Source organism: Saprospiraceae bacterium (genome assembly GCA_016709995.1).
Classification (GTDB): Bacteria; Bacteroidota; Bacteroidia; order Chitinophagales; family Saprospiraceae; genus JADJLQ01.
Genome location: JADJLQ010000002.1, coordinates 791,023 through 815,163, shown reverse-complemented (window position 1 = coordinate 815,163; position 24,141 = coordinate 791,023). Strand labels below are relative to the sequence as shown.

The window sequence follows — 24,141 nt, the reverse complement described above, 5'->3', positions numbered from 1 at the left end:
TATACTATTGAAGATATTGAATTTCATCTACATATAGATCATCACATGTGCCGAATTTTATGCTGTGATGATATACCTGAGGTGATATTTTTTAGTATATCATTGGGTTATCATAAAGTAATAGAATTTCGACACGGCTGCCATAAAAATGAATTTATTGGATAAATAATAAGTCTTTGAGCACTATTTTTCTCTTTAGGAAACTTTTATTTAACCAACTTGGTTAATAATCTTAACAACTTTATTTCTATAGTGAGTTGTCCTAAAATTACCCTTTTTAACCTCAAAAACCATTGTATGACACTACGGGAACGCCTTTTTATCCCTTTTTATTAACTTTCCAGTTTATTCTCATCGGAAAGTAATTTTTAAAGACTTTACTACATCTCTCATTGGCTCTCCAGGCCTGGACAGCTTTTGATCAATAGTTAGAGTACGTGCCAGTACACTTTAATGGGCATCCTAACTTCATTTGTTATTAAACCTCAATCTCCACTTATATGAAATTAGTATTACCCTTATTTTTAATTGCATTTTCATTTGCATTGACAGGGCAATCCCTGTATCGTGTCAGCGGTCAAATAAGCGGCTCTGATGGTGGGCCTCTCAGCTATGCCAGTATCATTTTACTCAAAAGTCTTGATTCAAGTTTTGTCAAAGGTGCCGTATCAGAAGATTCCGGAAAATTTATTTTTTCTGATATTCCTCATGGCACTTATAGAGTGTTGACCAGCATGGTAGGTTTTGCTTCAAGTTACAGTGAACCCCTGCTATTGACCAAAGATGTCGAACTAGAACCAATAAAAATGTCAGAACAGGAAGCGCTTGCAGAAGTAGTCATCGTAGAGCGAAAACCACTCTATACCCATAAAGTAGATCGGTTGGTCATCAATATTGAAAACAGCATCATATCAGTTGGGGGTACGGCACTTGAAATATTAGAACGCTCGCCCGGGGTAGTGATCAACCGGCAAAACAATACCATCTCTCTTGTAGGTAAGGAAGGCGTTGTATTGCTCATCAATGGCAAAAACAGTAATATCCCAACTAATGCCATGGTACAATTATTACAGGGGATGGCGGGGAACAGTATTGAATCCATCGAACTCCTGACTACACCACCCTCAAATTATGATGCCGAAGGCAATGCAGGTTTTATTAATGTAGTATTGAAAAAACGAATGGATATAGGCCTCAATGGCTCGTACGCATTTTCTGTTGGTTATGGGCTTGGGTTTATCAATTCAGACAATATCAATTTTAACTACCGAAAGGATAAGGTCAATCTGTTTGGCAGCTATTCCTTTCTAACCGATAATAAAATTCAGCAATTTTTGGCCAGCAGGAAAGTATTCAGTGGAGGGAATGTCTTTTCAAATTTGACTACGACAGAACGCGATGCAGTACAACGAAATCACAATGTCCGAATAGGTCTGGACTATGAACTGTCCGATAAAACGATCCTTGGAGTACTGTTCAATACCTACGACAATCGATGGTCCATGAACGCCTTCAATCAAAATACAGCTGCTAAAAATAATGTATCAACCCAATTTATAGAGTTGATGAATGATGAAGTAAATCTGTGGCAACACGCGGGTGCTAATATCAATGTCAAACAAAATGTCTCTAAATCGGCTTTTTGGACGCTCAACCTGGATTACCTATATTATAAAGATGACAATCCCAATGACTATAACAATAGCATCTTTGATGAGCACTACAACTTCATCAGAACTGATCTGGCCAATAGTACCAAGTTAACTCCCATCAACACCTTTGTGGGTAATTGGGATTATGCCAACAAACTATCTGACAAAGTCAATCTCGAACTTGGAGTCAAGGCTACTGTATCTACCTTTAATAATGATGTAGAAGTCAATAATTTTATAAACGGTACCTGGGTAAATGATATTGATCTTACAAATAACAGTATCCTGGATGAAAAGATCTACGCGATATATTCTGCTATGGATATTTCATTAGATGCCGCTACCACCTTAAAAGCAGGACTGCGATTTGAACAGACTGATTCGGAGTTGGAGACAGACAAAGAGGGGAAAGTGGTCGATCGCAATTACGGAAAAATATTTCCCACCATATTTTTGAATAGAAAAATCAATAAAAATGTCAATATGAATTGGTCCTATTCAAAGCGCATTACTAGGCCGACATTCAATGACCTGGCGCCTTTCGTGATATTGCTGGACCCAACTACTTTTTTGGCAGGCAATGCTGCACTGCAGCCGGCGATCAGTAATAATTTTAAATATGATATTACTTATGCTTCATATTTTCTCTCCCTTCAATACACTCACCAATCCTCTCCGATAGCAAGCTTTCAAGAGCGCATTGATAAGGCTACCGGGAGATTGATCTTTGAAGCCTCCAACCTGGACTATACCAAGACCTATTCGGCCACTGTAGGAATGCCTATTCAAATAGCACCCTTCTGGAAAACTCAAAACAACTTCAGCCTGGTATATCAAACTGTCCGTGCCACACGAGATGCAAAGCCGCTCCAAATATCTCTGGGTAATTATTCATTAAACTCTATACATGCTTTTAAGTTATCCAGTTCATTCAATGCTGAACTTTCCGGATTTTATAATAGTCCCGGATTTTTTGGCATAGCCCGATACAAAGGATTTTATGGCATCAATGCCGGTGTCCAAAAATCCTTAGGTGATAAGTGGGGCTCACTGAAATTTTCTGTCAATGATATCTTCGAATCTATCATATTTAAGGGTGGTACCAATATCGAGGGAGAAGGATTTGAGACCGATAATAGCTTTGACTTTAGCAATCGAACTTTCACGCTAACCTATTCCAGAAATTTTGGAAGAAGCCAGGTCAAATCCTCAAGAGACCGCAAGACAGGATCTGAAGAAGAAAGAGGAAGAGTCAATCAGTAAAAGGCAAGGAGAGGTGCAGTAGCTCATCCATATGCAGCCTCATGCACTTTGTGGAGAAATTTTTCCAGAGTCTGGTTAAATAACTCAGGATGCTCCATCATAGGTGCATGGCCACATTTTTCTACCACCACCAGCTCCGAGTTAGGTATTAATTCTTTAAATCGCTCACCTACAAAAGCTGGAGTGATATTGTCCTCTTTGCCCCACACCAATAATGTGGGTATAGTGATATTAGATACTTTATCTTCTACATTGTTGCGCATAGCACTTTTTTGGCAGTGAGCACGATGCGGAGACCTTTCATACGGTCATTGACGATATTAAAGACCTCGTCGACCAATTCTTTGTCAGCATTGGCGGGGTCATAAAATGTAAGCTCCGTTTTGTTTTTGATGAATTCGTAATCGCCCCGTTTAGGAAAAGTAGTACCCATAGCGGACTCGAAAAGCCCAGAACTACCGGTGAGCGTAAGAGATCTTACCTGCTCAGGATACTTCAGCGTATAGAGTATAGCAAGATGACCTCCAAGGGAATTACCCAGGAGATCTACGGATAAAAATTCCTTAAAATCAGTAAATTCTTTGACATGCTGTACAAGGCCTTCGAGAGACACTTCTGTGATGGGTAATTCAAATATCGGCAGGATAGGTACTACAACATTGAGTTTTTGATCAAAGTGATGAAGGATGCCTTTGAAATTGCTCAAGGCTCCAAATAACCCATGCAGTAATAGCAATACAGGCTTGCCAGGGTTCGTCTCAATGTATTTGAACCCATGATCATATTGCACTTCGTAGTCCATTACTCTTGCTTCCACAGACGATCGCTTTAATGTTATAAACGACGAAGATAATTAAACGAGTATGGCATTCAAAATTTTCGGGCTTTATAAATTTTATTAATTAGAAGGGTCCTGTGAAGGGATTTAAAGGATTTGACTAATTTCATTCATTTAAAATTAAGGGATTATGCTTAAAAAATTTGTTTATAGTTTGCTCAGCCTCTTATATTTGATCGCAAATCTTGAGGCTCAGACTAATCAATCCTACAAGGTACCTGTATATAATGATGCAGATCGACTGGCGCATATACAGAAGATGCTACCTCTGATAGACAGCCTCTACAAAAAATTACGCAAAGGCAAGAAATTTTCCATCACTCTCCTATGGTGTTCTATTGGATGGTAAAATAGTCTACTCTGGCCATGTCGGCAGTATACAATTAGACAAGAATATTCCCTCAGATATCCACTCGATGTATCGCATTGCGTCCATGAGTAAAAGTATAACCGCTATGGCTATCATGCAGTTGAGGGATGCAGGAGCGCTTCATTTGGATGATCCTGCTTCAAAATACCTGCCTTATCTCAAACAGGACAAGCTGCTCACGACCGATGCACCAGCTATCACGATCAGGCATCTGTTGACACATGGAGCTGGCTTTCCGGAGGACAATCCCTGGGGTGATCGTCAATTGGAGGATAAAAATAGTGACCTGGTCGATTTGATCCAGCAGGGAACGTATTTTTCTAATGTACCCGGCATCACTTTTGAGTATAGCAACACCGGATTTGCCCTGCTGGGCCAGATCGTAGAAAAAGTGTCTGGCAAAACGCTCGAAGCCTATACCAAAGAAAAATCTTCCTGCCATTGGGCATGACCCATACGGAATGGGAGTATACCAAAGTGCCCGCCGATAAATTGGCTCACGGTTATCGGAGCACAGGTGGTCAGTGGGCAGAGGAACCACTCTTGCACCACGGCTCGTATGGTGCTATGGGAGGATTGATCACTTCTATTGAAGATTTTTCAAAATATGTGGCTTTTCACCAATCAGCCTGGCCGCCAAGATCCGGGCCCGAGCATAGTGTCCTCAGGAGGAGTACCCTTCGGGAGATGCAGATGCCTGGCAATTTTAGTGGGTTAAATCCAAATTTTAAATATGCCAGCGGACGCCCCTGTGCGGTGGTATCGACCTATTTCTGTGGCTTGGGATGGATGATGGATTGTGAGGGTAGAGTTTATATCGGGCACAGTGGTGGATTGCCCGGTTTTGGCAGTCAATGGCACATGCTGCCGGAGTATGGGCTGGGCGTAATCTCCTTTGCCAATTTGACTTATGCCGGTCTGGGAGGCATAAATCTTCAAATTTTGGATACTTTGATCAAGGGAGCTGGTCTAAAACCTTTTGCCATCCCTCCCTCTGATATCCTGCTGCAACGAAAAAAAGAAATTCTGGACATCATACCGGATTGGACGGATACTAAGGTTGCTAAATATGGTCATGGCACTACGAACATTTTTGCCGAAAACTTTTTCCCGACTATGGATTGGAACAGCTTAGGACCAGCCACCGATCTATGTTTGACGATATCGGTCAGATAAAATCTATCGATGAGGTAGTTCCTGAAAATCAGTTAAGGGGTACATTTAAGATCCATGGTGAGCAAGGCAGTCTCCTGGTGTTTTATACCCTGAGCCCTGAGAATCCCCCGCTTATACAAGAACTCAGACTGTCAAAAGAAGAATAATATTTTTATGAAATTGAAAACGATATTCATTTTAAACACCCTCCTTCTCTTACAAATGGAAGTGTGGGCTCAGCATGGCAGCCTTTTTATTATCGGTGGGGAGACAGGCCACCTTCCTGATGAGGACCATGATAGATGCTGCTGAATTATCATCCCGGGATCATATTGTTATTCTCACGATGTCCAGTGCTGATCCCGATACTTCGTATTATTATATCCTGCAAGATCTACAGCCATTTTGTCAGCAAGTGATCGCCAAACTGCAGTTTGCCAAGGAAAATGCCCAGGACAAAACCATGTTGGATTCGCTCCGATCGGCAAAGTTGATTTTTATCACAGGAGGTGTACAAAGCAGATTTATGGATGTCGTCCTGAATACACCGATATATACTGCGATACATGAAGCTTATGATCGGGGTGCTATGATCGCAGGCACGAGTGCAGGAGCTGCTGTGATGAGCCGGGAGATGATCACCGGCGAACAATGGAGAGCGGATACGCTATACTCCGGAGCTGTCGATCGTATGGTCAGGGACAATATACAGATCGCACAAGGATTGGGTCTACTAACCAGCGCTATCATCGATCAACATTTTGTAAAAAGAAGCCGATACAATCGCCTGCTCACTGTATTAAATCAATATCCTGGCAAAACGTGTATTGGCATAGATGAGGAAACCGCTATTTTGGTCAAAGGCCATACTGCCAGGGTATATGGTGAAAGCCAGGTGATCGTAATGAAAAATCCTCGTGGGACTACCTACTCCAAAGACAAGAAATTGCGCATGGAAAAAGCAACTTTAAGTATTCTGACTGAAGGCGATAGATTTAAGTTATAGACACTCCTATTACTAATCCATCAATATATCGTTAGTAAATACAGTGACCGGCAACATGACATATTCTTTCATCACAACTCTATGCTGTACGGATAAATTAGTTTTATGTTTTTTGATGAAGGCGTCTTGTCCGATCGTGACAGTCTGAGATGCAATAGGTCCCGGGCATAAAAACTAAACTTATGGCCATGAAAAGCGGTATACGACATCGTAGCACTTTTGACCTCAAGGTCCGGATAGTAGTTCACGATTTTTTTATACAGGCTATTTTTTCCATGGATTTAAATTTTCAACATCAAATCAACTTTGTCAAAGATCCTCTACGATGAAAACTGCATTATTGTTTAGATCATAAAACCAAACTCATTGGTATTCCAGGGAGTAGCTAATCTAAGACGATCCCGACCCACGGTATTCCTTAATACGAATTCTTCAAATATGGGTTCGATATTTTTTACGAAGATCCTGATCACTGATCCACCCAGTAGTGGGTCTTCCAAAGTATTGGCATGCCACTGGAGGTGTATATGCATCCCGTCTCTCACCAGCACTGCATACATAGTATCTTTAAAAATCAGGTCAAACCCTACCCTATCACGATACCATAATACATCGCGATCGATATTCTGGCTTGGAAGGACGGGCGTGATTTGTACGATAGATGATTTCATTGTTGAAAGTTATGCATATTTGTTGTTTTGGGAGTTGTGGTTCTCTACATCATGTCTTTATTCGATCGGGTTCACCGCGACTTGGTCAGCCTGATGGGAGTACTGTTCAGGAGCTGATTTACTCCGACTGAGATAAACCGTGGTTGCCCTCCAATAAACCACCGCCAAAACCTATCTTTGCCCCCATGCAACTATCCACCGAATTATCGACCCGCAGTGAATCTACATGTGAACTCTGTGGTGGCACCTCCTTTCTCTCTGCCTATACCGTGCCCCTAAATCAGGCACCTAACCGATCACCAGGTAGTAGTCTGTGAGACTTGCCTGGGCCAATTGGAAAACCAGGATCAGCTGGATCCTATCCACTGGCGATGTCTCAATGAAAGTATCTGGAGCCTGACTCCCGCCGTTCAGGTCGTATCACTAAGATTACTTCGTAAACTGACTGATCAGGCCTGGGCACAAGACACCCTGGGCATGATAGATCCGGATATTATGGTCGTTGAATGGGCTGACGATACTGATACCGGAGTAGTAGATGAAGTGCACAAAGATGCCAATGGGCAGGTACTGCAACAAGGAGATACCGTTGTGCTCATCCAGGACCTAAATGTAAAAGGGGCCAATTTTACTGCCAAAAGAGGTACTGCTGTACGAAGGATCACCTTAGTCAATGGCAATCCTGAACAGATCGAAGGTCGGGTAAATGATCAGAATATCGTCATACTGACCAAATATGTTAAAAAAGTCAGGTTAAACCGGCCAGTTTTATTTCGATACCGTTGCCTTTGTGCAGGCAATAAATCATGATATCCATAATTAATTATATGATCATGAACTGCACAATATGGCATTGTTTTAGCAATTATAGTGTTCAGAATACCCGTATGATCCATTAATTTTGCCCTCCCTATAGAAAAAACAATAATGACCACTGACTTAAAAAATAAAGTACTGTCGCATATGGCGCGGTTGATAGATCAGCGGCGAGTACAGCTTATAGCCTCCAATATCGAGGACTTGGCTCAGGCGGACCCAGCTGACCTGGCCATGTATGATCGCCTCAAAATAGATGATAAAAAGGTCGAGTCTATGATCAGGTCGCTGCAGGATACCATTATGCAGCCAGACCCTATTGGCCGGGATAGGTATGAGTTTCATCATCCGCAAGGTATGCGGATCGTAAATAGGACAGCGCCTTTCGGGACGATCCTGATCATCTACGAATCCAGGCCGGATGTTACGATTGAGGCAGCAGCCCTGGCATTTAAGGCAGACAATACGATCCTGCTCAAAGGAGGTAAAGAGGCCCGCAGCTCCAATCTATATCTGGTCGCACTGTGGCACGAATCGCTGAGTGCCTACGATATCAATACGGATAAGATCCAATACCTCGACTACACCCGGGAGCAAACTTCAGAACTACTCAAAACCTCCGGGACCAGGATAGATCTGGTGGTGCCAAGAGGTGGAGATGCCCTGATAGAGATGGTCCGGTCACTTTCCACGGCACCGGTATTGGTGAGTGGACGCGGTAATAACTTTGTATACATTCATGAAGATGCTGACATCGATATGGCGATAGAGATTGTAATTAACTCCAAAATGCATAAAATCAGTGTATGCAATGCTACTGATAAAGTTTTGTTTGACCGAAATCACCCGCAACACGGTATTATTATCACCCGCCTGATAGACAAGTTACATGCAGTTGAATGTGAGGTCCTGGTCGATAAGACTTTGGAAGATAAGGCGCTCCAATCCAATCTGACTATCGTACAAGGCGAAAATATATGGTACGAAGAGTTTTTGGCCAAAAAAATCATGTTTTCGCTCGTCGATGGTCTGGAGGATGCCATAGCAAAAATCAATACTTATTCCGGCGGACACACTGCTGTAATTGTGTCGAATGACAGTGAGGTTGCTACAAAATTTATGGAATCGATCGATGCTGCCTCTGTCATACACAATGCTTCTTCCAGATATACGGATGGTGGTCAGTTTGGACTTGGAGCAGAGCTCGCTATCAGTACTGACAAACTGCACCATCGGGGGCCGCTCGGACTCGATCATCTGGTGACTAATAAATGGTATGTCTATGGTCAGGGCCAGGTCAGATACTAAAATATTATATAAAAGGAGATGAAAAAGAAGAATAGTCATCAAACTGGGCAGTACGACACTGACTAGAGGTACTGACAAGATCTCCAGGGGAAACTGGAAGATATCGCCAGGCAGATCAATGATCTCAATGACCAAAACGAGATTGTGATCGTCACTTCTGGAGCCATTGCTGCCGCTAAACACTATATCGAGCTCAATCGTGGCAATCCCGTAGCGGTCAAACAAGCCCTGGCTGCCATAGGTCAGCCGGTGCTGATGCGATTTTACCAGGAGGTGTTCAATGACTATAGCATCAAGATAGGCCAGTGCTTACTCACGTACCGGGACTTTGAAAACGAACTATCGAGATCCAATACCCTGGCCACCATCAATACCTTGCTGGAGAATGGATATATCCCTATCATCAATGAAAACGACACCATTGCCACCGACGAAATCAAATTTGGGGACAATGACAAACTTGGGGCACTCACAGCAGTCTTGCTCAAAGCAGATCTATTGATTTTGGCTTCTGATATTGATGGAGTGTATGATGCTGACCCAAAATCCAATGCCTCTGCTCAACTCATCCACACTGTGACCGATATTCAGGCTATCGAACACCTTCAAAACGGGAGTAGTGTATCTTCGCTGGGGACCGGTGGTATCAAGTCAAAAATAGAAGCTGCCCGTATCTGTGGTGAACACAGCATAGAGATGTGGATCGTCAATGGGGGTTATGATGGATTTGCAGTCAAAGCCTTAAATGGAGAGATAGCATTTACTGCATTCGCCGTAAAATAATCCATGAAGCAAAATCACATAGTGAGTGGATGATCCTCACTCTTTTCTTTGTGCCGTAGAAAAATATAGTAATACAATAAAATAAATAATCCTATACTGAAGGGTATCAAAGCCAGGTGCCTGCCATCGAAGCCACCAATGATCGGCGTCTCATCGATGCCGGTAAACTCACAGATCATCCAGGTACTATTGGCTGCTATCCAGAATATCACTGCCAGGTTATGGGCCAATTCAGACTTGTATTCTTTGTTTTTAATGGTAATATAGATAGCTACAGAAAGCGTCGGTATGATCATGAGTACCCCCCAACACTTTAAAATTGAGACACCAGGATATATCCTTGAGCAACCAAAAAAGGATATGCATATTTTCCATACGACGCAGTTGAGATGGAATTGAGTAATAAACTGGATTCGGAGACATTTGCCTGATTTTTTGCGAAAGATAAATATTAATCAAAAGTATGGACTCACCTTTTTTCAACCCCTAAGGTCATGTATTACGGAGGTCTGATTCCAATTCGATTTTGGTTCGACACTGCACATTAGGCACAACTAGTTTAATCTTAATTTCGTTAATTTTGATGTACTCAATCGTTATGACATGACTATCAGATCTTTAGTTTTCTTCTTTTAATCCTTTTTGTGGGTCTTGTGCAAAAAAACGAACCAGGTATAGAGATTTATGATCATACCCTCCCACTGCAGGAAGACATTACCAGGGTCGGGTCCGTAGAGTTAAAATCAAATCCAAATCGTATCATTATTTTAGTCATACGGTGTATCCAAACTTTCCTACAGATTTTTGGTTGTATGATAGTACCATTACTCAATGGATACCCAAAGCTGATTTTCCCGGAGCTGACCGGTTAGCGCCCATGATGGTATTTTATTCCTAACCTTTTGTATATGGGATTGAGCACGGCGCAACCACTTCCGGATTTAAATGATTGGTATTCTTTTGATCTGAGCGCAGACCTATGGAGCAAAAAATCTTCTTTGCCAATTCAAAATACCCGGTGCAATGGAGCCCAGTATATCAGGTGAAAAAATTATCATTGATGCGCTTACGTGTTGGATGCAACCTTGTGCCCCTCGTGTATACTACTTCTTCCGATAGCTGGACCAGGATCGACTTAACTGTGATTCGACACGCACTACGTGTTATTAACCCAAAAAATTCATTAGGGATGAATTTTTTATCCTCCGGATCCCGATGATGAATATTGGGATACTGATAGAACCATCAGTCACTCCATCAGAGGTTAATCCTGATATTGATTATGAAATGAATTCTTTCATCAATAAATTCACAATTCATTCAAAATCAATCATCAGATCGTTCATAGAAATTCAAATGAACGATCTCGGATTAATTTTAACCGGAGAGTTAAAAATGCAGTCGACCCGGATTAAAAGACCGACCACATCTAAGCTTACTCTAAATCATTTTTTTGTATTACCTATGATCATCGCGATCATTGATTTCTATATGAATACCACCTTCGGCTTTCTTAAATCCCTGATCGAATAGGCCAGCCCCAACATATAGTATCTGCCGAGTGCATTGGTTCGCTGGGTCTCCAGGTAATTGAGTTGGCTACTTCTGCTGATCCCTTTGTTGCGATCCAGGATGTCAAACACCGTGGCGATGACTTTTAGCCTTTGATCTTTGCCCACATAACGGGTGAGACTGGCTTTCCAAAGAGGCACCACCAATTTATCAGGCTGGCTGGATTGTGAGTATGAAATATAATCATACTCCGAATGTAATGACCAATGGGTATTGGGAGTGTAAGTGAGCTCACCAAAAAGATTTGTCTCTTTATATTTTTGATTTAGACTCTTTTGTATGGAGTATTCAGCAGTGTTACCACTCAGCTTGATTCCAGCCAGGGCGTCCACTTTTTCTTTTCTCCTGTTCTCCAAAGAAAAAGTCACCGCATTGCCAAATCGATTGACCCTGTTTTTTTCGCTATTGACGAAAAGAATACTCTTGGCCAATTGAGACCGAAGTCTGATCTTAGATACTATTTTTAATGGCTTGATGGGCGTACTGAATTCGATATTGCCACGCATCGCTTTTTCATCTTTCACATTGACAGGCTGTATGGTGCGACGATACAGAGAGTCTACCTCGATCAGGTCAGTGATTCTATTTCGGGTATAATTGTATCCAAGATTGCCGAAAAAGAAGTAAAAGAAAACTGGTTGTAGCGAAAATACGAAGTATTGAATGAATGAACATACTCTGGTCTAAGGGAAGGATTGCCCACAGATATTGAGTGGATCTGAATTGTTACTCGTAGGTTGCAACTGCTGCAAAGAGGGTTCTTGTACCCTGGTAGAATAATCAAAGTTGAGGTGATGAGCAGTGCCAAATTCGTAATTGAGATTGGCCTCCGGCAGCAGGCGGGTGAAACCCACTGTAATTGGGTTTTCATTATTCAATACTTCCCCATTTAGTGCAGCATGTTGAAGACTCACTCCATAGGACAAATAATACTTACTGCGGTTTTTGATCATTCGCACTCCGGTATTATACACAGTATACCCGCGATTGTAATTGTTAGATAATAATTCATTTCTGATCTCTATCCCCGGATCGATGATATCATAGAAATCTGTATTGGTTTTGTTCCTGCTGTTGGCTGCATATGCGTTCCACTCAGGTATTGTTTTTTGCCAAGAGGCTCGGTATAGGATATTCTTCCATCATATTGGTTTCCCCGATCTGTATAAAGTTGATTTTGAAGTATAGTGTCTGCATATATACTACCAATAAAATATTGATTGATCGCATCCAGATAGCCATCCCTGTCCGTATTGCCAAACCTACCTGAAGTACTCAATACCAGGGAACGACCCGACTTTTAAATCTGCGCTGCCAGGTGAGCGAGGTGGTAAAATTAAATCCATTCCCATTGGCCAGGTATTGTCTTGCACTTTGGTTGACGGGCATATTTGCTGTCAGAAAGGTAAGATTCTGCAAGTCACTGTTGTATTTATTGGCGCTCCAACCCCCGTTGCCCCGAATGATCAGGTTTTGAAATGAATCCAGCTTTGATTTGAGCCTGAAAGTGATATTGTGACCGTTGTTATTACTTATCCGATCTTCATCCTCTTTGCTATTGTATGATTGCTCGCTAAGCAAACTTTGCCTTTCTGTAGAATTCACCAGGGCATTTTTCATCTCATTGAGGAGGTAGCTTGCTGTCAGTTCAGTCTTGCTGGTAATATTTCGATTGATATTGATGCCCCCTGCCATAGACCTTTGTATTCCTTGGACAGCACCACCTCCTACAGGCAGCCCTGATTCTCCTCCAACCTCTATACGCATTCTACCTCCACCTCCACCTTGCATAAAAGAGCCTAGCCCTCCCATAAAATCTATATAATCATTCATCGAAAAACTCTGATCATTGATATTATTGCCCAGGCCGATGATGGAGGTGCGGGCCTTAGGGGCAAACCTATTGAGGTTAAATTTTGTCTTGAACCTATCATGAGTTCCGCCTGCCAGCTCTGCAGTACCAAAATGTCCATTTTTGCGATTTTCTTTGAGTTTAAGATTGATGGTTTTTCATCGCGACCATCTTCCACCCCGGTAAATTCTGCCATGTCAGACCGTTTGTCAAAGACCTGTACTTTGTCTACCGCATCCGCCTCCAGATTTTTTTAGTAGCGATGCGTGTGTCCTTTCCAAAAATTCTTTGCCATCCACCAGGACATTTTGCACATCTTCACCATAAGCTTTGACTGATCCATCACGTTGTACTTCCAGCCCGGGAGTCGCTTGAGCAGGTCTTCTACGGCAGCACCTGGTTGGACTTTAAAAGCTTTGGCATTGTATTCTACAGTATCCTTTCCTATTTTCATCAGATCGTACTCACCGATGACATCTATATTGGGCAGGGCAGATGCAGACGGCAGCAAGGTGAGGATACCCAGATCGATATCATCTGTTGACGACTTGACATTTTTATTTAAAGTCTCCAGTCCCAGGAATAAGACCTGCAGGACATAGTCTTTATTTTTTGCAGCCCGTATTTTAAATGTACCATCATCACCCGAAGTCACGAATTCCTGCATAATAGAATCTTTAGCACTGAGCAACATTACCGTAGCAGCAGGCAAGGAGTTCCCGGAAGAATCCTGCAAAACCCCTCTGACTACCAGTGATTGGGATGTCAATGCCGCCGATAAAAAATAAAACCGAATAATATTGAATACTTCAATGGAAAGGAATAAGAAGTGAATAAAATGTGATTATGTCTATGACTGATATTTCCACCTATCAAAAAACCAGAGCCTTAGTTTTAATATGCTACTACGCTACAATCCCTCTTTGCGTCGTTGCGCGATGAATGTAAAACTCAACTTTGCGTCTTTGTGCCTGCCTGCCGGTAGGCAAGTCGTTGCGCGACTATTACATTGTTATTGCGCGAACAAAGTTCCTAATTCCTTTCCTCCCGAATCATGACTTTAAAAGTGCCTCCTTTGCCTTGTACCGCACCCATTTCTTCCATTTTTTCTTTTCTGATTTTTTCAAATTCTTCTCCAGACACTTTCTTTCCTTTTTCTGGTTTAGTCATTTCTCCTTCAGCCAGGTCCCGGAGTTCAATTTTAGACGCTACATAAATGCGCTCCCCGTTGTCAATATCTACCATCATGATCATGCCAGGCAAACCGGTAAATCCATTAGGCCCCATATTGGCAGGTAGTTTTGTCGTAAACCAAGCCACTGTATTGGTCGTGTCCTGTAACATCGCTTTGACACAAGTATAATCCAGCAGCGTTTTTTGCTCTCCGGTTATTTTCCAAAGTTGTTTTTTGTTTTCACCGTTGATTAAAATAATTTTCCAAAAAACTCCTGCGAGTTGATCATGACATTATTTTTTACATCAGCGTATAGTGTATTTTCAGGGGATTTCATCACCATACGGATCTCGCCGCCATGCTGATCATTATTATTTACTTCTAGATCCTGGTTGCCCAGATTATTTTTATACAGCGATTCTCCACCCTGGAAGTATAAAACCTTTTGTACAGAATGTGTCTGTGGTATTTTTTCATCATTTCCGGATCCTGGCCGGGCATCTCCATATGCAGCTTGATGGTTTCAGTAAAATTGATTACCCCCGAAGTCTGAGCCATCAGGCCATAAGAAAAGTAGAGAACGATAATGAGTACACTTATTTTTTTCATTGATATAAAATTTAGCATGTTTATAAATAATTGCTGGTGCAAACATAGGCAGACAAAATATGATTTGAGGTTAATCAAGGTGGAAGCAAGGTTAATTAAGGTTAATGATATACACATCCCTGCAATATTGCGACTAATTTTGTGCCGTGCCCAGACGAATAAACGAAAGATGGATCTCTTTGCTGATGTGGCCCAGCATGATTGTGCTCACGGCTTTCCTGACTATTTATTTGTACAAAGCCTACCAAACGGAAAAAGAAAATCTCAAAAAAGAAGTCGGCTATCTTTTTGTCAATGCAGTCAATTCGATAGAAGGTGGTCTCATTAATCAACTGATGTTCAGATCTGATAGCTTTAATAATAAATTTGAGTTTACTACTGATATCAAAGCTGATTCTGTCAAGGTGATGGTGATCAATGCTCAAGAAGACCAGACCATAGCCCACAACGGACCACATCCTTTAAAAATACTTACTCAAAAGAAAGAAATTGGCCCAAAAGGGGGCATCACTATCAAAAGAGAGATCTCTGAAGACAATCGCTCCCTGCATCAGACTGAAGGGGTCATCTCACTAATCCTTCGATCCAGTGTAAACAAAGGGATGTCTATCGATTCTCTCCACCGAACACTCAGCACTGTTAATAATATCTCCGATAGTTTAAAGGAAAAGTTTGATCTCAACCTGCAGCGCGCAGGCATACCCATCCACTATACACTCAATCAATATGCTGACACCGGTCAGGTCTCCTGGAATGAAAAAAATATAGCCGGAACCTACCATGACCTTGCTACCAATGAAAAATTTGATGTGTTGCTGCAACCAGAACCCTGGTTGATATTAAAAAAATTATGGGCGGAATTTTTTTTGGCGCTTCTGTTATTGGCTTGCCTGGGCCTGGCATTCTACAGTATGACCACAACGATCAGAAGAGAAAAAAATCTTCTCGAAGCCAAAAGTGATTTCATTCAAAACATGACTCATGAGCTTAAGACCCCCATTTCGACGGTGCGTGTAGCACTAGAAGCGCTGCACGAGTTTGATGGAATCAATGATGTCGCCAAAAGGGATGATTACCTGAGGATATCCCGTAATGAACTGGATCGACTATCGCTCCTGGTCGATCGGGTGCTGTCTATGTCCAATATCGATCGGGCCTTACCAGCCGCCCAAAAAGAGATCATCCCTCTTACACAACTGGTCACTAATATCACAGAGACCTTGCAGCTGCAGACTGAAAAGCAACATACCCGTATTCTGATCCATCAATCCGAGCCTGATATCAGCCTGTATGCCGATCCTCAGTGGGTGTCCGGCATCGTCTACAATCTACTCGACAATGCTCTAAAATACAGCGACAAGGAAGAACCCCAGATAGACATCTATATCAATAAGAATCAAGATCAGGTAGAACTCATAGTAAAAGACAATGGCCCCGGAATAGGCAGTGACCATCAGCAAAAAATTTTCGAAAAGTTTTATCGGGTCCCTCGTGGCAATGTCCATACGGTCAAAGGGCATGGCTTAGGATTGGCTTTTGTCTGGCGCCTCGTCAAAGAAATGGGGGGTGTTATCTCCATCGATAGCGAACTGGGTAAAGGATCTGTATTTAATGTCATACTCCCTGCCGGATGATCAGACTATTGTACGTAGAAGACGAACCCAACCTGGCGAAAATAGTCAGCGAAACTTTAAGTAGTCGCCAATTTGAGGTCCGGTTAGTGACGAGAGGAGATCATGCTGTGTCAGCTTTCACTGAATTCCAACCTGACATCTGTGTGCTGGATGTAATGCTCCCTCATCTGGATGGGTATGAAGTCAGTAAACGCATTCGCCTGCAGGACAAAAATATACCCATCATCTTTCTTACTGCCAAAAATCAAACGGAAGATGCCCTGGATGGGTTTAGCAGCGGAGGCAACGATTATATCCGCAAACCGTTCAGTATGGAAGAATTGATCGTCAGGATTAAAAATTTGTTGGCACTTGTCAATAAAACTCCTTATCCAGATTCCAAACAAGATTTTATCCCCCTAGGCAGATACCTATTTTTTCAAGGCCGCCAGGAATTGTTGTTAAACGAAAAAACAAAAAGATTGTCCCACCGCGAGACGGAGCTGATGTCCATGCTCCTGGAGAATAAACACGAAATCGTCCTGCGTAAAAACATCCTTGATAAAATCTGGGGCGATGATTCTTTTTTCAATTCCCGCAATCTCGATGTGTACATTACAAAATTGAGGGACTACCTCAAAGAGGATGAACAAATACAAATCATTACTTTAAAAGGAGTTGGATATAGATTGGTGGATTGAGGTGTGGGGTGAAGCTGCTAAATCTGTTACCTTTGCCAAAAAAAATTACATGTCGGGAATACAAGATCATGAGATAGACTACAAAATCTATGGCGAAGAAATGCAATATGTGGAGATCGAGCTGGATCCCAGTGAAACAGCCATCGCTGAAGCCGGAGCTTTTATGATGATGGACGAACCCATCCAGATGGAAACAATCTTTGGGGATGGCCGTAATCATGATAAAGGGTTTCTCGGAAAGTTAATGTCCGCAGGTAAGCGTGTTCTCACCGGGGAAAGTTTGTTTATGACCGCTTTTACCAATATGGGTATGAATAAACACCGTGTTTCATTTGCATCTCCTTATCCTGGCAAAATCATTCCCTTAGACTTGTATGCCCTGGGGGGTAAAATGATCTGCCAGAAAGATGCTTTTTTATGCGCAGCCAAAGGCGTGCAGGTGGGTATAGAATTTCAACGCAAGATAGGTACCGGCTTGTTTGGAGGCGAGGGATTTATCATGCAAAAACTTGAAGGAGATGGGATGGCATTTGTCCATGCAGGCGGTCATGTAGTGAAAAAGGAATTAAAGCATGGGGAGACTTTAAAAATTGATACTGGATGTATTGTGGCGTTCACACCTTCGGTGCATTACAGTATTGAATTCATTGGGGGAATAAAAAATACAATTTTCGGTGGCGAAGGATTGTTTTTCGCTACTCTTAAAGGGCCCGGATATGTGTGGGTACAGACTCTGCCGATCAGTCGGCTCGCCAGCAGGATCATCTCTTATGGTGGATTTAAACAAAAAGGTGAAGGCAGCATCTTAGGCGGGCTGGGCAATTTACTGGACGGAGATGGTATTTAAAATTTAACCGGCATTAGCATATGACCAAATGGAAATATTTACTGGCCTATGCCGCTCCGGCGAGTGCTATAGCGGGTTTGTATTTCAAGGGTTGGGCAGCCCCCGGGGCTATGTATATTGGATTTGTTTTGATACCACTGATAGAAGGACTTTTTTTTAATAAAATGAAAAGACCTGCAAAACCTGAGTCGATCCATGAAAGCCCTGTCTTATTCAATTTGTTTCTTTATCTCAATCTTCCCTTACTGTATTTTATTGTTTTTTATTATTTGTATACGGTCCAATATACTTCTGGTCTGACTTTGGCAGAACATATCGGATTTATATTCAGCGTAGGGTTGGTCATCGGGACAGCAGGGATCAATGTAGCGCATGAATTGGGGCATCGGCGCGAGTCCTACCACAGATGGATGTCATGGAGTTTATTATTGCCTGCATTGTATTTGCATTTTTTTATCGAGCATAATAAGGGACATCACAGATATATTGCCACCCCGCAAGATCCGGCTACAGCCCGGCGGGGTGAACCGATCTACAGTTTTTGGGTTAGATCAGTTACAGACTCCTACCGGCATGCCTGGCAATTTGAGAAAGAAAGATTGCGATCAATAAATCGACCTGTCTACGGCAGGCACAATTTGATGATCTGGTTTCTGCTGGTCAGTTTGGTTTATCTGGCTGGCATCTTTGTTTTATTTTCATTTTATGCAATGATCATGGCGATGGTGATTGCTATCGTTGGTTTTCTATTTCTGGAATGTGTCAACTATATAGAACATTATGGTTTAATGCGTACGGTGGACGAAAAAGGTAGTCCGGGACCGATCCATGACGGACTTTCCTGGGATGCAGATCAGCCTTTAGGCAGAATATTTCTGTACGAACTTACCCGGCATGCAGATCATCATACCAATGCTACTACTCCTTATCAGAGATTGAGCTTTAAGGCTGACAGTCCTAAACTAGCGCATGGTTATCCTGCTTCTATTTTATTGTCGTTAATTCCACCATGGTGGTTTAATACGATGGATAAACGATTGCCCACACAACCATAGGCCTTGTCACCGCTTCAGCCACCATCCCAGCCAGGCACCTACCAATCCCCAGGATACGATACTATCTATCAAGTCACCCATGGTATGCGTCTGGAACCAGATCGAGTTGGTATAGACAGTGGTCAGATAACCGATCATTCCAACCGCAAGGCTGGACAATAGAATCGACTGAAAATTCGTATTGTTCATTTTCAGGAGCAACCATGCCAATAACAAGACTGCTATGATGTCGACGAATAGACCTCGCCCCATATTGGCACCCATGCTGGCATTATAGGCCTTGTGGTAATAAACCTGTGCCCAGGGTTTACCGACATATGCTTCCATAGGATTTTCATGTTCTTGCCCGGGAGGTGTATTAGGCATATAATAAAAGCCTTCCTCCAGGTTTTCATTAAGGGCTTTAAGTACTTCGTCCTGCTTTGGCGTATAGGCCTGCATGGAGCTGTGGACATTGAGTACAGACCAGGACAAAAACTGCCACAGAAATAAGATGATGCCGCCTACGAGTGCGCCGATTCCTAACTTTTTCATAATAGAGGTTTACAATTTTTAAAAAATAGTATTAAGCAATCTAAATTTAAAAAAAAAGGAGGATGTTAGACAAATTCAAAAAGGGTAATGGGTATATCTTTATCAGTTTACACCCTTTTTAGCCATTTTGACAAAGAAAGTCGCTTTCTGCTTTGACATAGGATGATGATACTTTGGGATAAAATCGTTGTAGTTAGCTTCGCTAAAAGCAGCAAGCAACAATTATTTGCAATATGAAATAAATGAATGCGGGTATTCACACTTATATTTAATCCATAATCATTCGATATGTCATCCAGAAGATATTTTTTAAATCAATCAGGTGCTTTGATCCTTGGTGCTGGTGTTTTGCCGTCAGTAACTCCATTTTTAGAAACCAAAAAAGGCATGGCCTCTGCAACGCCTGAGAGCCAGGGTGTATCCAGTGAAGCAATCCTGCATTATTTACAAGCTGCCAACGCAAGTGGTCTGGAGCACCACGCATTTATGTTGATGCGGCATGGCAAAGTCATCTCAGAAGCTTATTGGAATCCATTTACCCCAGATCATATTCACACTTTATATTCATTGAGTAAAAGCTTTACAAGTACAGCCATCGGCATGGCGGTGCAGGAAGGCAGATTTAAACTAACTGATAAGGTCATCTCGTTTTTTCCGGAGCACTTGCCTGTGTCGGTATCAGACTATCAGGCCAGGCTGGAGATCAGGCATCTGCTCAATATGGCCTCAGGACATACTTCGGACACCATGGGACCGATGCGTGCAGCAGAAGGAGTGTCCTGGGTAAAGACTTTTTTTGACAGACCATTGGAAAAAGAGCCGGGTACGCATTTTTTGTACAATACAGGAGCCAGCTATATGTGCAGTGCTATCCTGACAAAAGTGACGGGGCAAAAAATGTTTGATTATCTCACTCCCCGTCTTTTCAAACCACTCGGTATCACCCAGGCTGATTGGGAGGAAAGTCCTGAAGGAGTCAATGTCGCCGGCTATGGCCTGAGGGTGACTACCCGGGATATCATCAAGTTTGGTCAGTTATATTTAAACAAAGGACTATGGCAAGGAAAACAATTGATCAATTCAGCTTATGTAGATGAAGCGACTACTTCACATATAACTTCCAATCCGGGTGATGGTGATTGGTCCCAGGGCTATGGGTACCAGTTTTGGCGATGCAAGCCGGGTTTTTACCGGGGAGATGGAGCCTTTGGTCAGTTTTGTATCGTCATGCCCCAGTATGATGCCGTCATCGCTGTCAATTCTGAAAGCACAGATATGCAGAAACAAATGACTTTACTTTGGGATCATATATTGCCGGGCATCAAAGATGGCCCTCTGAAAAAGGACAAATCGGTGCAAGAAAAGGTACTGCAATTCAGTAATAATCTGACTCTGAATGCGAAACTAGGTGAATCGACTTCTCCATTGGTCAAAGAATTAAACAACCAGACATATCAATTGAAGGAAAATCCCTGGGGATGGCATTCGATTCAAATCAACACTAGTGATCAAGGCGGTGAGATCATTTTGAACAAATCAGCCTCTGCGGGTGCTAAAATAGCTATTCCCTTCGGCTGGAATGCCTGGATATCCAATAGTCAACGAATATTGAACCCTTTCTCCGGGGATTACCGTAGCCTGGTGCCTTCCATGGTAGCAGCTACTGCCGGTACTGAAGGCAACGATGTGTTGAAGATTAGATTAAAATACACAGAGGGCATCCATGGTGATCTATTGACCTTAAATCGTCTAAGTAATACTGGAATTGAACTGACACTTTTGAATAGCCTTGCTGAAAAAAATCCAAATACAAAAGAAACCAGAAATAAATTGACAGGAATAATCTGATGCATTTTTTCGGATGTTGGCCTGTTGATATTTATAAAAATAAAATACAATAACATGAAAATCAATATTTTTTCAATACTACTCCTTACATTCCTTATCGCATTGTCTTGCAAAAATGAGAAGGCACCTGCCACGGCAGATCCAGCCCCTGCAAATTCGGAGTGGGTCGAGCTCATCAGTGGCAAAGACATGACCGGCTGGAAATCCTCAACAGAAAATGTAGGCACCTGGACAGTGGTTGATGGAATGCTACAAGCAGTAGGAAAACGCAATCACTTATTTTATGTTGGAGATCAATTAAAGGATAGTTTTAAAAATTTCGAGTTGATTGCCACGGTCAAGACTTTTCCATTGGCCAACTCTGGTATTTATTTTCACACTCATTACCAGGAGACAGGCTGGCCTTCAACAGGTATGGAGATCCAGGTCAACAATAGCCATATTGGCGAAGGTGATTACGTAGAGCTTAAAAAAGCGGGTAGCTTATACGGTATTCGAAATGTGTACAAATCTTTTGTTGAGGATAATGAATGGTACGAGACCCGTGCTTTGGTAGAAGGCAAACACGTACAGATCTGGCTCAATGGCCTAAAAACAGTAGACTACACCGAGCCGGATGATTTTAATGGAAAAAAATTGAGCAGCGGTACTTTTTGTCTTCAAGGACATGATTCACTGAGTAAGATGCAGTACAAAAGTTTTAAAGTCAGACGATTGCCCGATGATGCAGTTTCCAATACTATAGCCGCAGCATTTGGACCCTGGCAAGATAGTATGGCAGTGCTGCAAAGCCGCCAGTTTGCCTTCATCGATCTTAATCCGCATACCGATTTAAGTACAGATGCGCTGGTAGTCTATTGTTATCAATCCGGTATCAATGTTTCTATCGTCAGGGACCCTGCTCAAGCTGCTGAACTAAATAATATAGGAGCTCAACCTGTGTTCAAAGGGATACGTGTAAATGCACTCACTATTGATACCCATCAACCGGGCAGTGAAGATTACACCGTGGCTGAAAGCAAGGACCTCAAGGAGGCAAGGGCTTTGTTGTCTTCCGGCAAAATCAATATCTGGTCACATCATGGAGAAGCCCTCACGACTAAAAATGCCTCAGCCCTGATAGATCTGGCTAAAAAGAATAGCGTAGCTATAGAGATAGACAATGAAGCCAGGACTCCATCTGCCGAAGTGCTCAAGCTGGCCAAAGCCAAAGGGTGCAGATTCACTATTGCCAATCTGGTTCCTGCTTCTAAAATGGATGCCTCTATGTATGTGATCGAAGTACTGAAAGCAGCTGGCATGACTTATAAAGATCTATATGTTCCTAAAGGAGTTATGTAGATATCCAGGTTAAGCAGGCAACTTTCTGATCCTCATCAGCTCAGGGTCATGAAAACACGTTTAAACTTGAAGTTTGATAAAGTGTAGACTTGTACTCATGCATTATGTAAAAACCTACGCTGCTTTATGGCTTTATCCCACCGTATTGATATGGATAATGGTCATGTCTAATTGTAAGGAAAAGGACCTTGGTGCTAAACTTGTATCTCAGGATACCCTAAAAGTGGAAGGTAAAGTGCCTGGCTCCGGTTTGCAATCTGTTCTGTACACACCCCCATTTGAGAAATTGGTGACTGTGGCAGCATATTTTTGTTTCATCGACAGTATCGTACACCAGTATGACACAGCGATGGATCACCTATTGACTGAGCATATATTGGTCCAGGCCAATCCATGGATAATAGACTCTCTCGCCGCCACAGATTATTATACTATGAGATCTCGTGGTGTCCTCGTTAAAGACCAAAGAACGCTGACCATATTTAAAAAAGGGGACAGTCTCCTGATCCCTGACCGGGAGCAAATAGCTCAAATTCAAAGAAAGTTGGATTCTACCTGGATCGATGTCAATGTGCCGGAGTTTAAGCTCAGGATATACGAGGGAAATGTTCTAAAATATACCTTTCCTGTACGAGTCGGTCAAAACAGAATCCGTTACCTGGCTTTGGTAGGCAGAGCAGTAAGCTTACAGACTGATCTCGGTTCAGGCCATATCTACCGCATAGAACGTGAGCCATATTTTATCAATCCGGTGGATGGAAAACATTTTACTCAAACTAAAAGGGATGACGGCATTGTCACCGAAATGCCACTTATACCTTGGTTAGAAACTGAAATCAATGGCGTACGCAACGGAGATATGATACATCCGACGACCAATCCGACCACGCTCAGCAAACCCTGGTCCAATGGCTGCATAGGTACCTCAGAAGCTGATGCCTGGCGCATATATTATCACGCACCTGTTGGCACCAGGGTAAATATCCGATATGACTTGAAGGTTTTGGGCGAGGGCGGGGACTCTATCAGGTTGGAGGATATTTATCGGAGATATTGAATCGATGTCTTTTTTTCAAGTGTGCCAGATTCTATTTTGACCCGCAGACCATACTTGCTTCAGAGGACAGGGTAAT

At 42.4% G+C, this 24,141-nt stretch carries 26 protein-coding genes and 5 pseudogenes; 18 read left to right on the top strand and 13 right to left on the bottom strand.

All coding sequences use genetic code 11. The features are described from left to right. Positions 1-500: 500 nt before the first annotated feature. Positions 501-2,915, top strand: a complete 2,415-nt coding sequence (locus IPJ09_17680; GenBank protein ID MBK7373228.1) for a TonB-dependent receptor — start codon at positions 501-503, stop codon at positions 2,913-2,915. A gap of 23 nt (positions 2,916-2,938) precedes the next feature. Here the strand turns inward: IPJ09_17680 and IPJ09_17675 are convergent. Then, positions 2,939-3,717, bottom strand: a pseudogene (locus tag IPJ09_17675) (alpha/beta hydrolase). Between the two features lie 166 nt (positions 3,718-3,883). On the opposite strand from IPJ09_17675, the gene IPJ09_17670 reads away from it, so the two are divergent. From IPJ09_17670 to IPJ09_17650, 5 genes are all read left to right on the top strand, one after another. Continuing rightward, a complete protein-coding gene (locus IPJ09_17670) occupies positions 3,884-4,102 on the top strand; it encodes a hypothetical protein (protein MBK7373227.1) in 219 nt (72 codons plus the stop codon). After that, entirely contained in the window at positions 4,092-4,574 is a 483-nt protein-coding gene (locus IPJ09_17665) for a serine hydrolase (protein ID MBK7373226.1), read from the top strand. Before IPJ09_17670 ends, IPJ09_17665 begins: the two co-directional genes overlap by 11 nt. Further along, positions 4,571-5,299 (top strand): serine hydrolase, encoded by a 729-nt coding sequence (locus tag IPJ09_17660; GenBank protein ID MBK7373225.1) that lies wholly within the window; start codon positions 4,571-4,573, stop codon positions 5,297-5,299. Before IPJ09_17665 ends, IPJ09_17660 begins: the two co-directional genes overlap by 4 nt. After that, positions 5,275-5,445 (top strand): hypothetical protein, encoded by a 171-nt coding sequence (locus tag IPJ09_17655; protein ID MBK7373224.1) that lies wholly within the window; start codon positions 5,275-5,277, stop codon positions 5,443-5,445. Before IPJ09_17660 ends, IPJ09_17655 begins: the two co-directional genes overlap by 25 nt. 74 nt (positions 5,446-5,519) lie before the next feature. Beyond that, positions 5,520-6,284 (top strand): cyanophycinase, encoded by a 765-nt coding sequence (locus tag IPJ09_17650; GenBank protein MBK7373223.1) that lies wholly within the window; start codon positions 5,520-5,522, stop codon positions 6,282-6,284. 71 nt (positions 6,285-6,355) lie between these two features. Here the strand turns inward: IPJ09_17650 and IPJ09_17645 are convergent, their stop codons facing one another. Then, a complete protein-coding gene (locus tag IPJ09_17645; protein ID MBK7373222.1) occupies positions 6,356-6,532 on the bottom strand; it encodes a hypothetical protein in 177 nt (58 codons plus the stop codon). Between the two features lie 61 nt (positions 6,533-6,593). Continuing rightward, positions 6,594-6,955: pseudogene (locus IPJ09_17640) on the bottom strand (glyoxalase/bleomycin resistance/extradiol dioxygenase family protein). Between the two features lie 185 nt (positions 6,956-7,140). Here IPJ09_17640 and IPJ09_17635 point away from each other — a divergent pair. The 3 genes and pseudogenes from IPJ09_17635 to proB all read left to right on the top strand — a co-directional run bounded on the left by IPJ09_17635 (position 7,141) and on the right by proB (position 9,862). Then, positions 7,141-7,765, top strand: a pseudogene (locus IPJ09_17635) (PhnA domain-containing protein). 117 nt (positions 7,766-7,882) lie between these two features. After that, entirely contained in the window at positions 7,883-9,079 is a 1,197-nt protein-coding gene (locus IPJ09_17630; protein ID MBK7373221.1) for a glutamate-5-semialdehyde dehydrogenase, read from the top strand. 31 nt (positions 9,080-9,110) lie between these two features. Further along, positions 9,111-9,862: pseudogene (gene proB, locus IPJ09_17625) on the top strand (glutamate 5-kinase). Between the two features lie 14 nt (positions 9,863-9,876). Here proB and IPJ09_17620 read toward each other — a convergent pair. After that, positions 9,877-10,237, bottom strand: a pseudogene (locus tag IPJ09_17620) (hypothetical protein). 278 nt (positions 10,238-10,515) lie between these two features. Between IPJ09_17620 and IPJ09_17615 the strand changes: the two are divergent. Together IPJ09_17615 and IPJ09_17610 are read left to right on the top strand one after the other, a co-directional pair. Continuing rightward, positions 10,516-10,734 carry a hypothetical protein gene (locus IPJ09_17615; GenBank protein MBK7373220.1) on the top strand — a complete coding sequence of 73 codons (219 nt, stop codon included), beginning with the start codon at positions 10,516-10,518 and terminating at the stop codon, positions 10,732-10,734. A 36-nt stretch (positions 10,735-10,770) separates the two neighbouring features. Continuing rightward, positions 10,771-10,908: a hypothetical protein gene (locus IPJ09_17610; GenBank protein MBK7373219.1), complete on the top strand. Its 138-nt coding sequence runs from the start codon at positions 10,771-10,773 to the stop codon at positions 10,906-10,908. Between the two features lie 441 nt (positions 10,909-11,349). Here IPJ09_17610 and IPJ09_17605 read toward each other — a convergent pair whose 3' ends face one another. The 8 genes from IPJ09_17605 to IPJ09_17570 form a co-directional block, all read right to left on the bottom strand. Next, positions 11,350-11,958, bottom strand: coding sequence for a hypothetical protein (locus IPJ09_17605; protein MBK7373218.1), 609 nt, complete (start codon positions 11,956-11,958; stop codon positions 11,350-11,352). 159 nt (positions 11,959-12,117) lie between these two features. Next, positions 12,118-12,567, bottom strand: a complete 450-nt coding sequence (locus tag IPJ09_17600; GenBank protein ID MBK7373217.1) for an outer membrane beta-barrel protein — start codon at positions 12,565-12,567, stop codon at positions 12,118-12,120. Then, positions 12,456-12,713 (bottom strand): hypothetical protein, encoded by a 258-nt coding sequence (locus IPJ09_17595; GenBank protein MBK7373216.1) that lies wholly within the window; start codon positions 12,711-12,713, stop codon positions 12,456-12,458. Before IPJ09_17595 ends, IPJ09_17600 begins: the two co-directional genes overlap by 112 nt. Beyond that, positions 12,710-13,267 carry a hypothetical protein gene (locus IPJ09_17590; GenBank protein MBK7373215.1) on the bottom strand — a complete coding sequence of 186 codons (558 nt, stop codon included), beginning with the start codon at positions 13,265-13,267 and terminating at the stop codon, positions 12,710-12,712. Before IPJ09_17590 ends, IPJ09_17595 begins: the two co-directional genes overlap by 4 nt. Continuing rightward, a complete protein-coding gene (locus IPJ09_17585) occupies positions 13,264-13,482 on the bottom strand; it encodes a hypothetical protein (GenBank protein ID MBK7373214.1) in 219 nt (72 codons plus the stop codon). Before IPJ09_17585 ends, IPJ09_17590 begins: the two co-directional genes overlap by 4 nt. A gap of 57 nt (positions 13,483-13,539) precedes the next feature. Next, positions 13,540-14,055 carry a carboxypeptidase regulatory-like domain-containing protein gene (locus IPJ09_17580; GenBank protein MBK7373213.1) on the bottom strand — a complete coding sequence of 172 codons (516 nt, stop codon included), beginning with the start codon at positions 14,053-14,055 and terminating at the stop codon, positions 13,540-13,542. 263 nt (positions 14,056-14,318) lie between these two features. Next, positions 14,319-14,720 (bottom strand): GLPGLI family protein, encoded by a 402-nt coding sequence (locus IPJ09_17575; protein MBK7373212.1) that lies wholly within the window; start codon positions 14,718-14,720, stop codon positions 14,319-14,321. Positions 14,721-14,841: 121 nt separating this feature from the next. After that, positions 14,842-15,069: a hypothetical protein gene (locus tag IPJ09_17570; GenBank protein MBK7373211.1), complete on the bottom strand. Its 228-nt coding sequence runs from the start codon at positions 15,067-15,069 to the stop codon at positions 14,842-14,844. A gap of 146 nt (positions 15,070-15,215) precedes the next feature. On the opposite strand from IPJ09_17570, the gene IPJ09_17565 reads away from it, so the two are divergent. The 4 genes from IPJ09_17565 to IPJ09_17550 are packed head-to-tail and all read left to right on the top strand — an operon-like array spanning position 15,216 to position 19,285. Continuing rightward, positions 15,216-16,703 (top strand): HAMP domain-containing histidine kinase, encoded by a 1,488-nt coding sequence (locus IPJ09_17565; GenBank protein MBK7373210.1) that lies wholly within the window; start codon positions 15,216-15,218, stop codon positions 16,701-16,703. After that, complete coding sequence (locus IPJ09_17560; protein ID MBK7373209.1) at positions 16,700-17,383, top strand: response regulator transcription factor; 684 nt, start codon at positions 16,700-16,702, stop codon at positions 17,381-17,383. The genes IPJ09_17565 and IPJ09_17560 overlap by 4 nt, the downstream gene beginning before the upstream one ends. Before the next feature lie 58 nt (positions 17,384-17,441). Then, a complete protein-coding gene (locus IPJ09_17555) occupies positions 17,442-18,230 on the top strand; it encodes a TIGR00266 family protein (protein MBK7373208.1) in 789 nt (262 codons plus the stop codon). 20 nt (positions 18,231-18,250) lie between these two features. Further along, positions 18,251-19,285, top strand: a complete 1,035-nt coding sequence (locus IPJ09_17550; GenBank protein ID MBK7373207.1) for an alkane 1-monooxygenase — start codon at positions 18,251-18,253, stop codon at positions 19,283-19,285. Positions 19,286-19,291: 6 nt separating this feature from the next. On the opposite strand, the gene IPJ09_17545 is transcribed toward IPJ09_17550, so the two are convergent. Next, positions 19,292-19,819 carry a hypothetical protein gene (locus tag IPJ09_17545; protein MBK7373206.1) on the bottom strand — a complete coding sequence of 176 codons (528 nt, stop codon included), beginning with the start codon at positions 19,817-19,819 and terminating at the stop codon, positions 19,292-19,294. 288 nt (positions 19,820-20,107) lie between these two features. On the opposite strand from IPJ09_17545, the gene IPJ09_17540 reads away from it, so the two are divergent. The 3 genes from IPJ09_17540 to IPJ09_17530 all read left to right on the top strand — a co-directional run bounded on the left by IPJ09_17540 (position 20,108) and on the right by IPJ09_17530 (position 24,065). Continuing rightward, on the top strand, positions 20,108-21,667 hold the full coding sequence (locus IPJ09_17540) for a serine hydrolase (protein ID MBK7373205.1): 1,560 nt from the start codon (positions 20,108-20,110) through the stop codon (positions 21,665-21,667). Between the two features lie 54 nt (positions 21,668-21,721). Further along, positions 21,722-23,008, top strand: coding sequence for a DUF1080 domain-containing protein (locus IPJ09_17535; protein MBK7373204.1), 1,287 nt, complete (start codon positions 21,722-21,724; stop codon positions 23,006-23,008). Between the two features lie 97 nt (positions 23,009-23,105). After that, entirely contained in the window at positions 23,106-24,065 is a 960-nt protein-coding gene (locus IPJ09_17530; GenBank protein MBK7373203.1) for a L,D-transpeptidase, read from the top strand. Positions 24,066-24,141 lie beyond the last annotated feature (76 nt).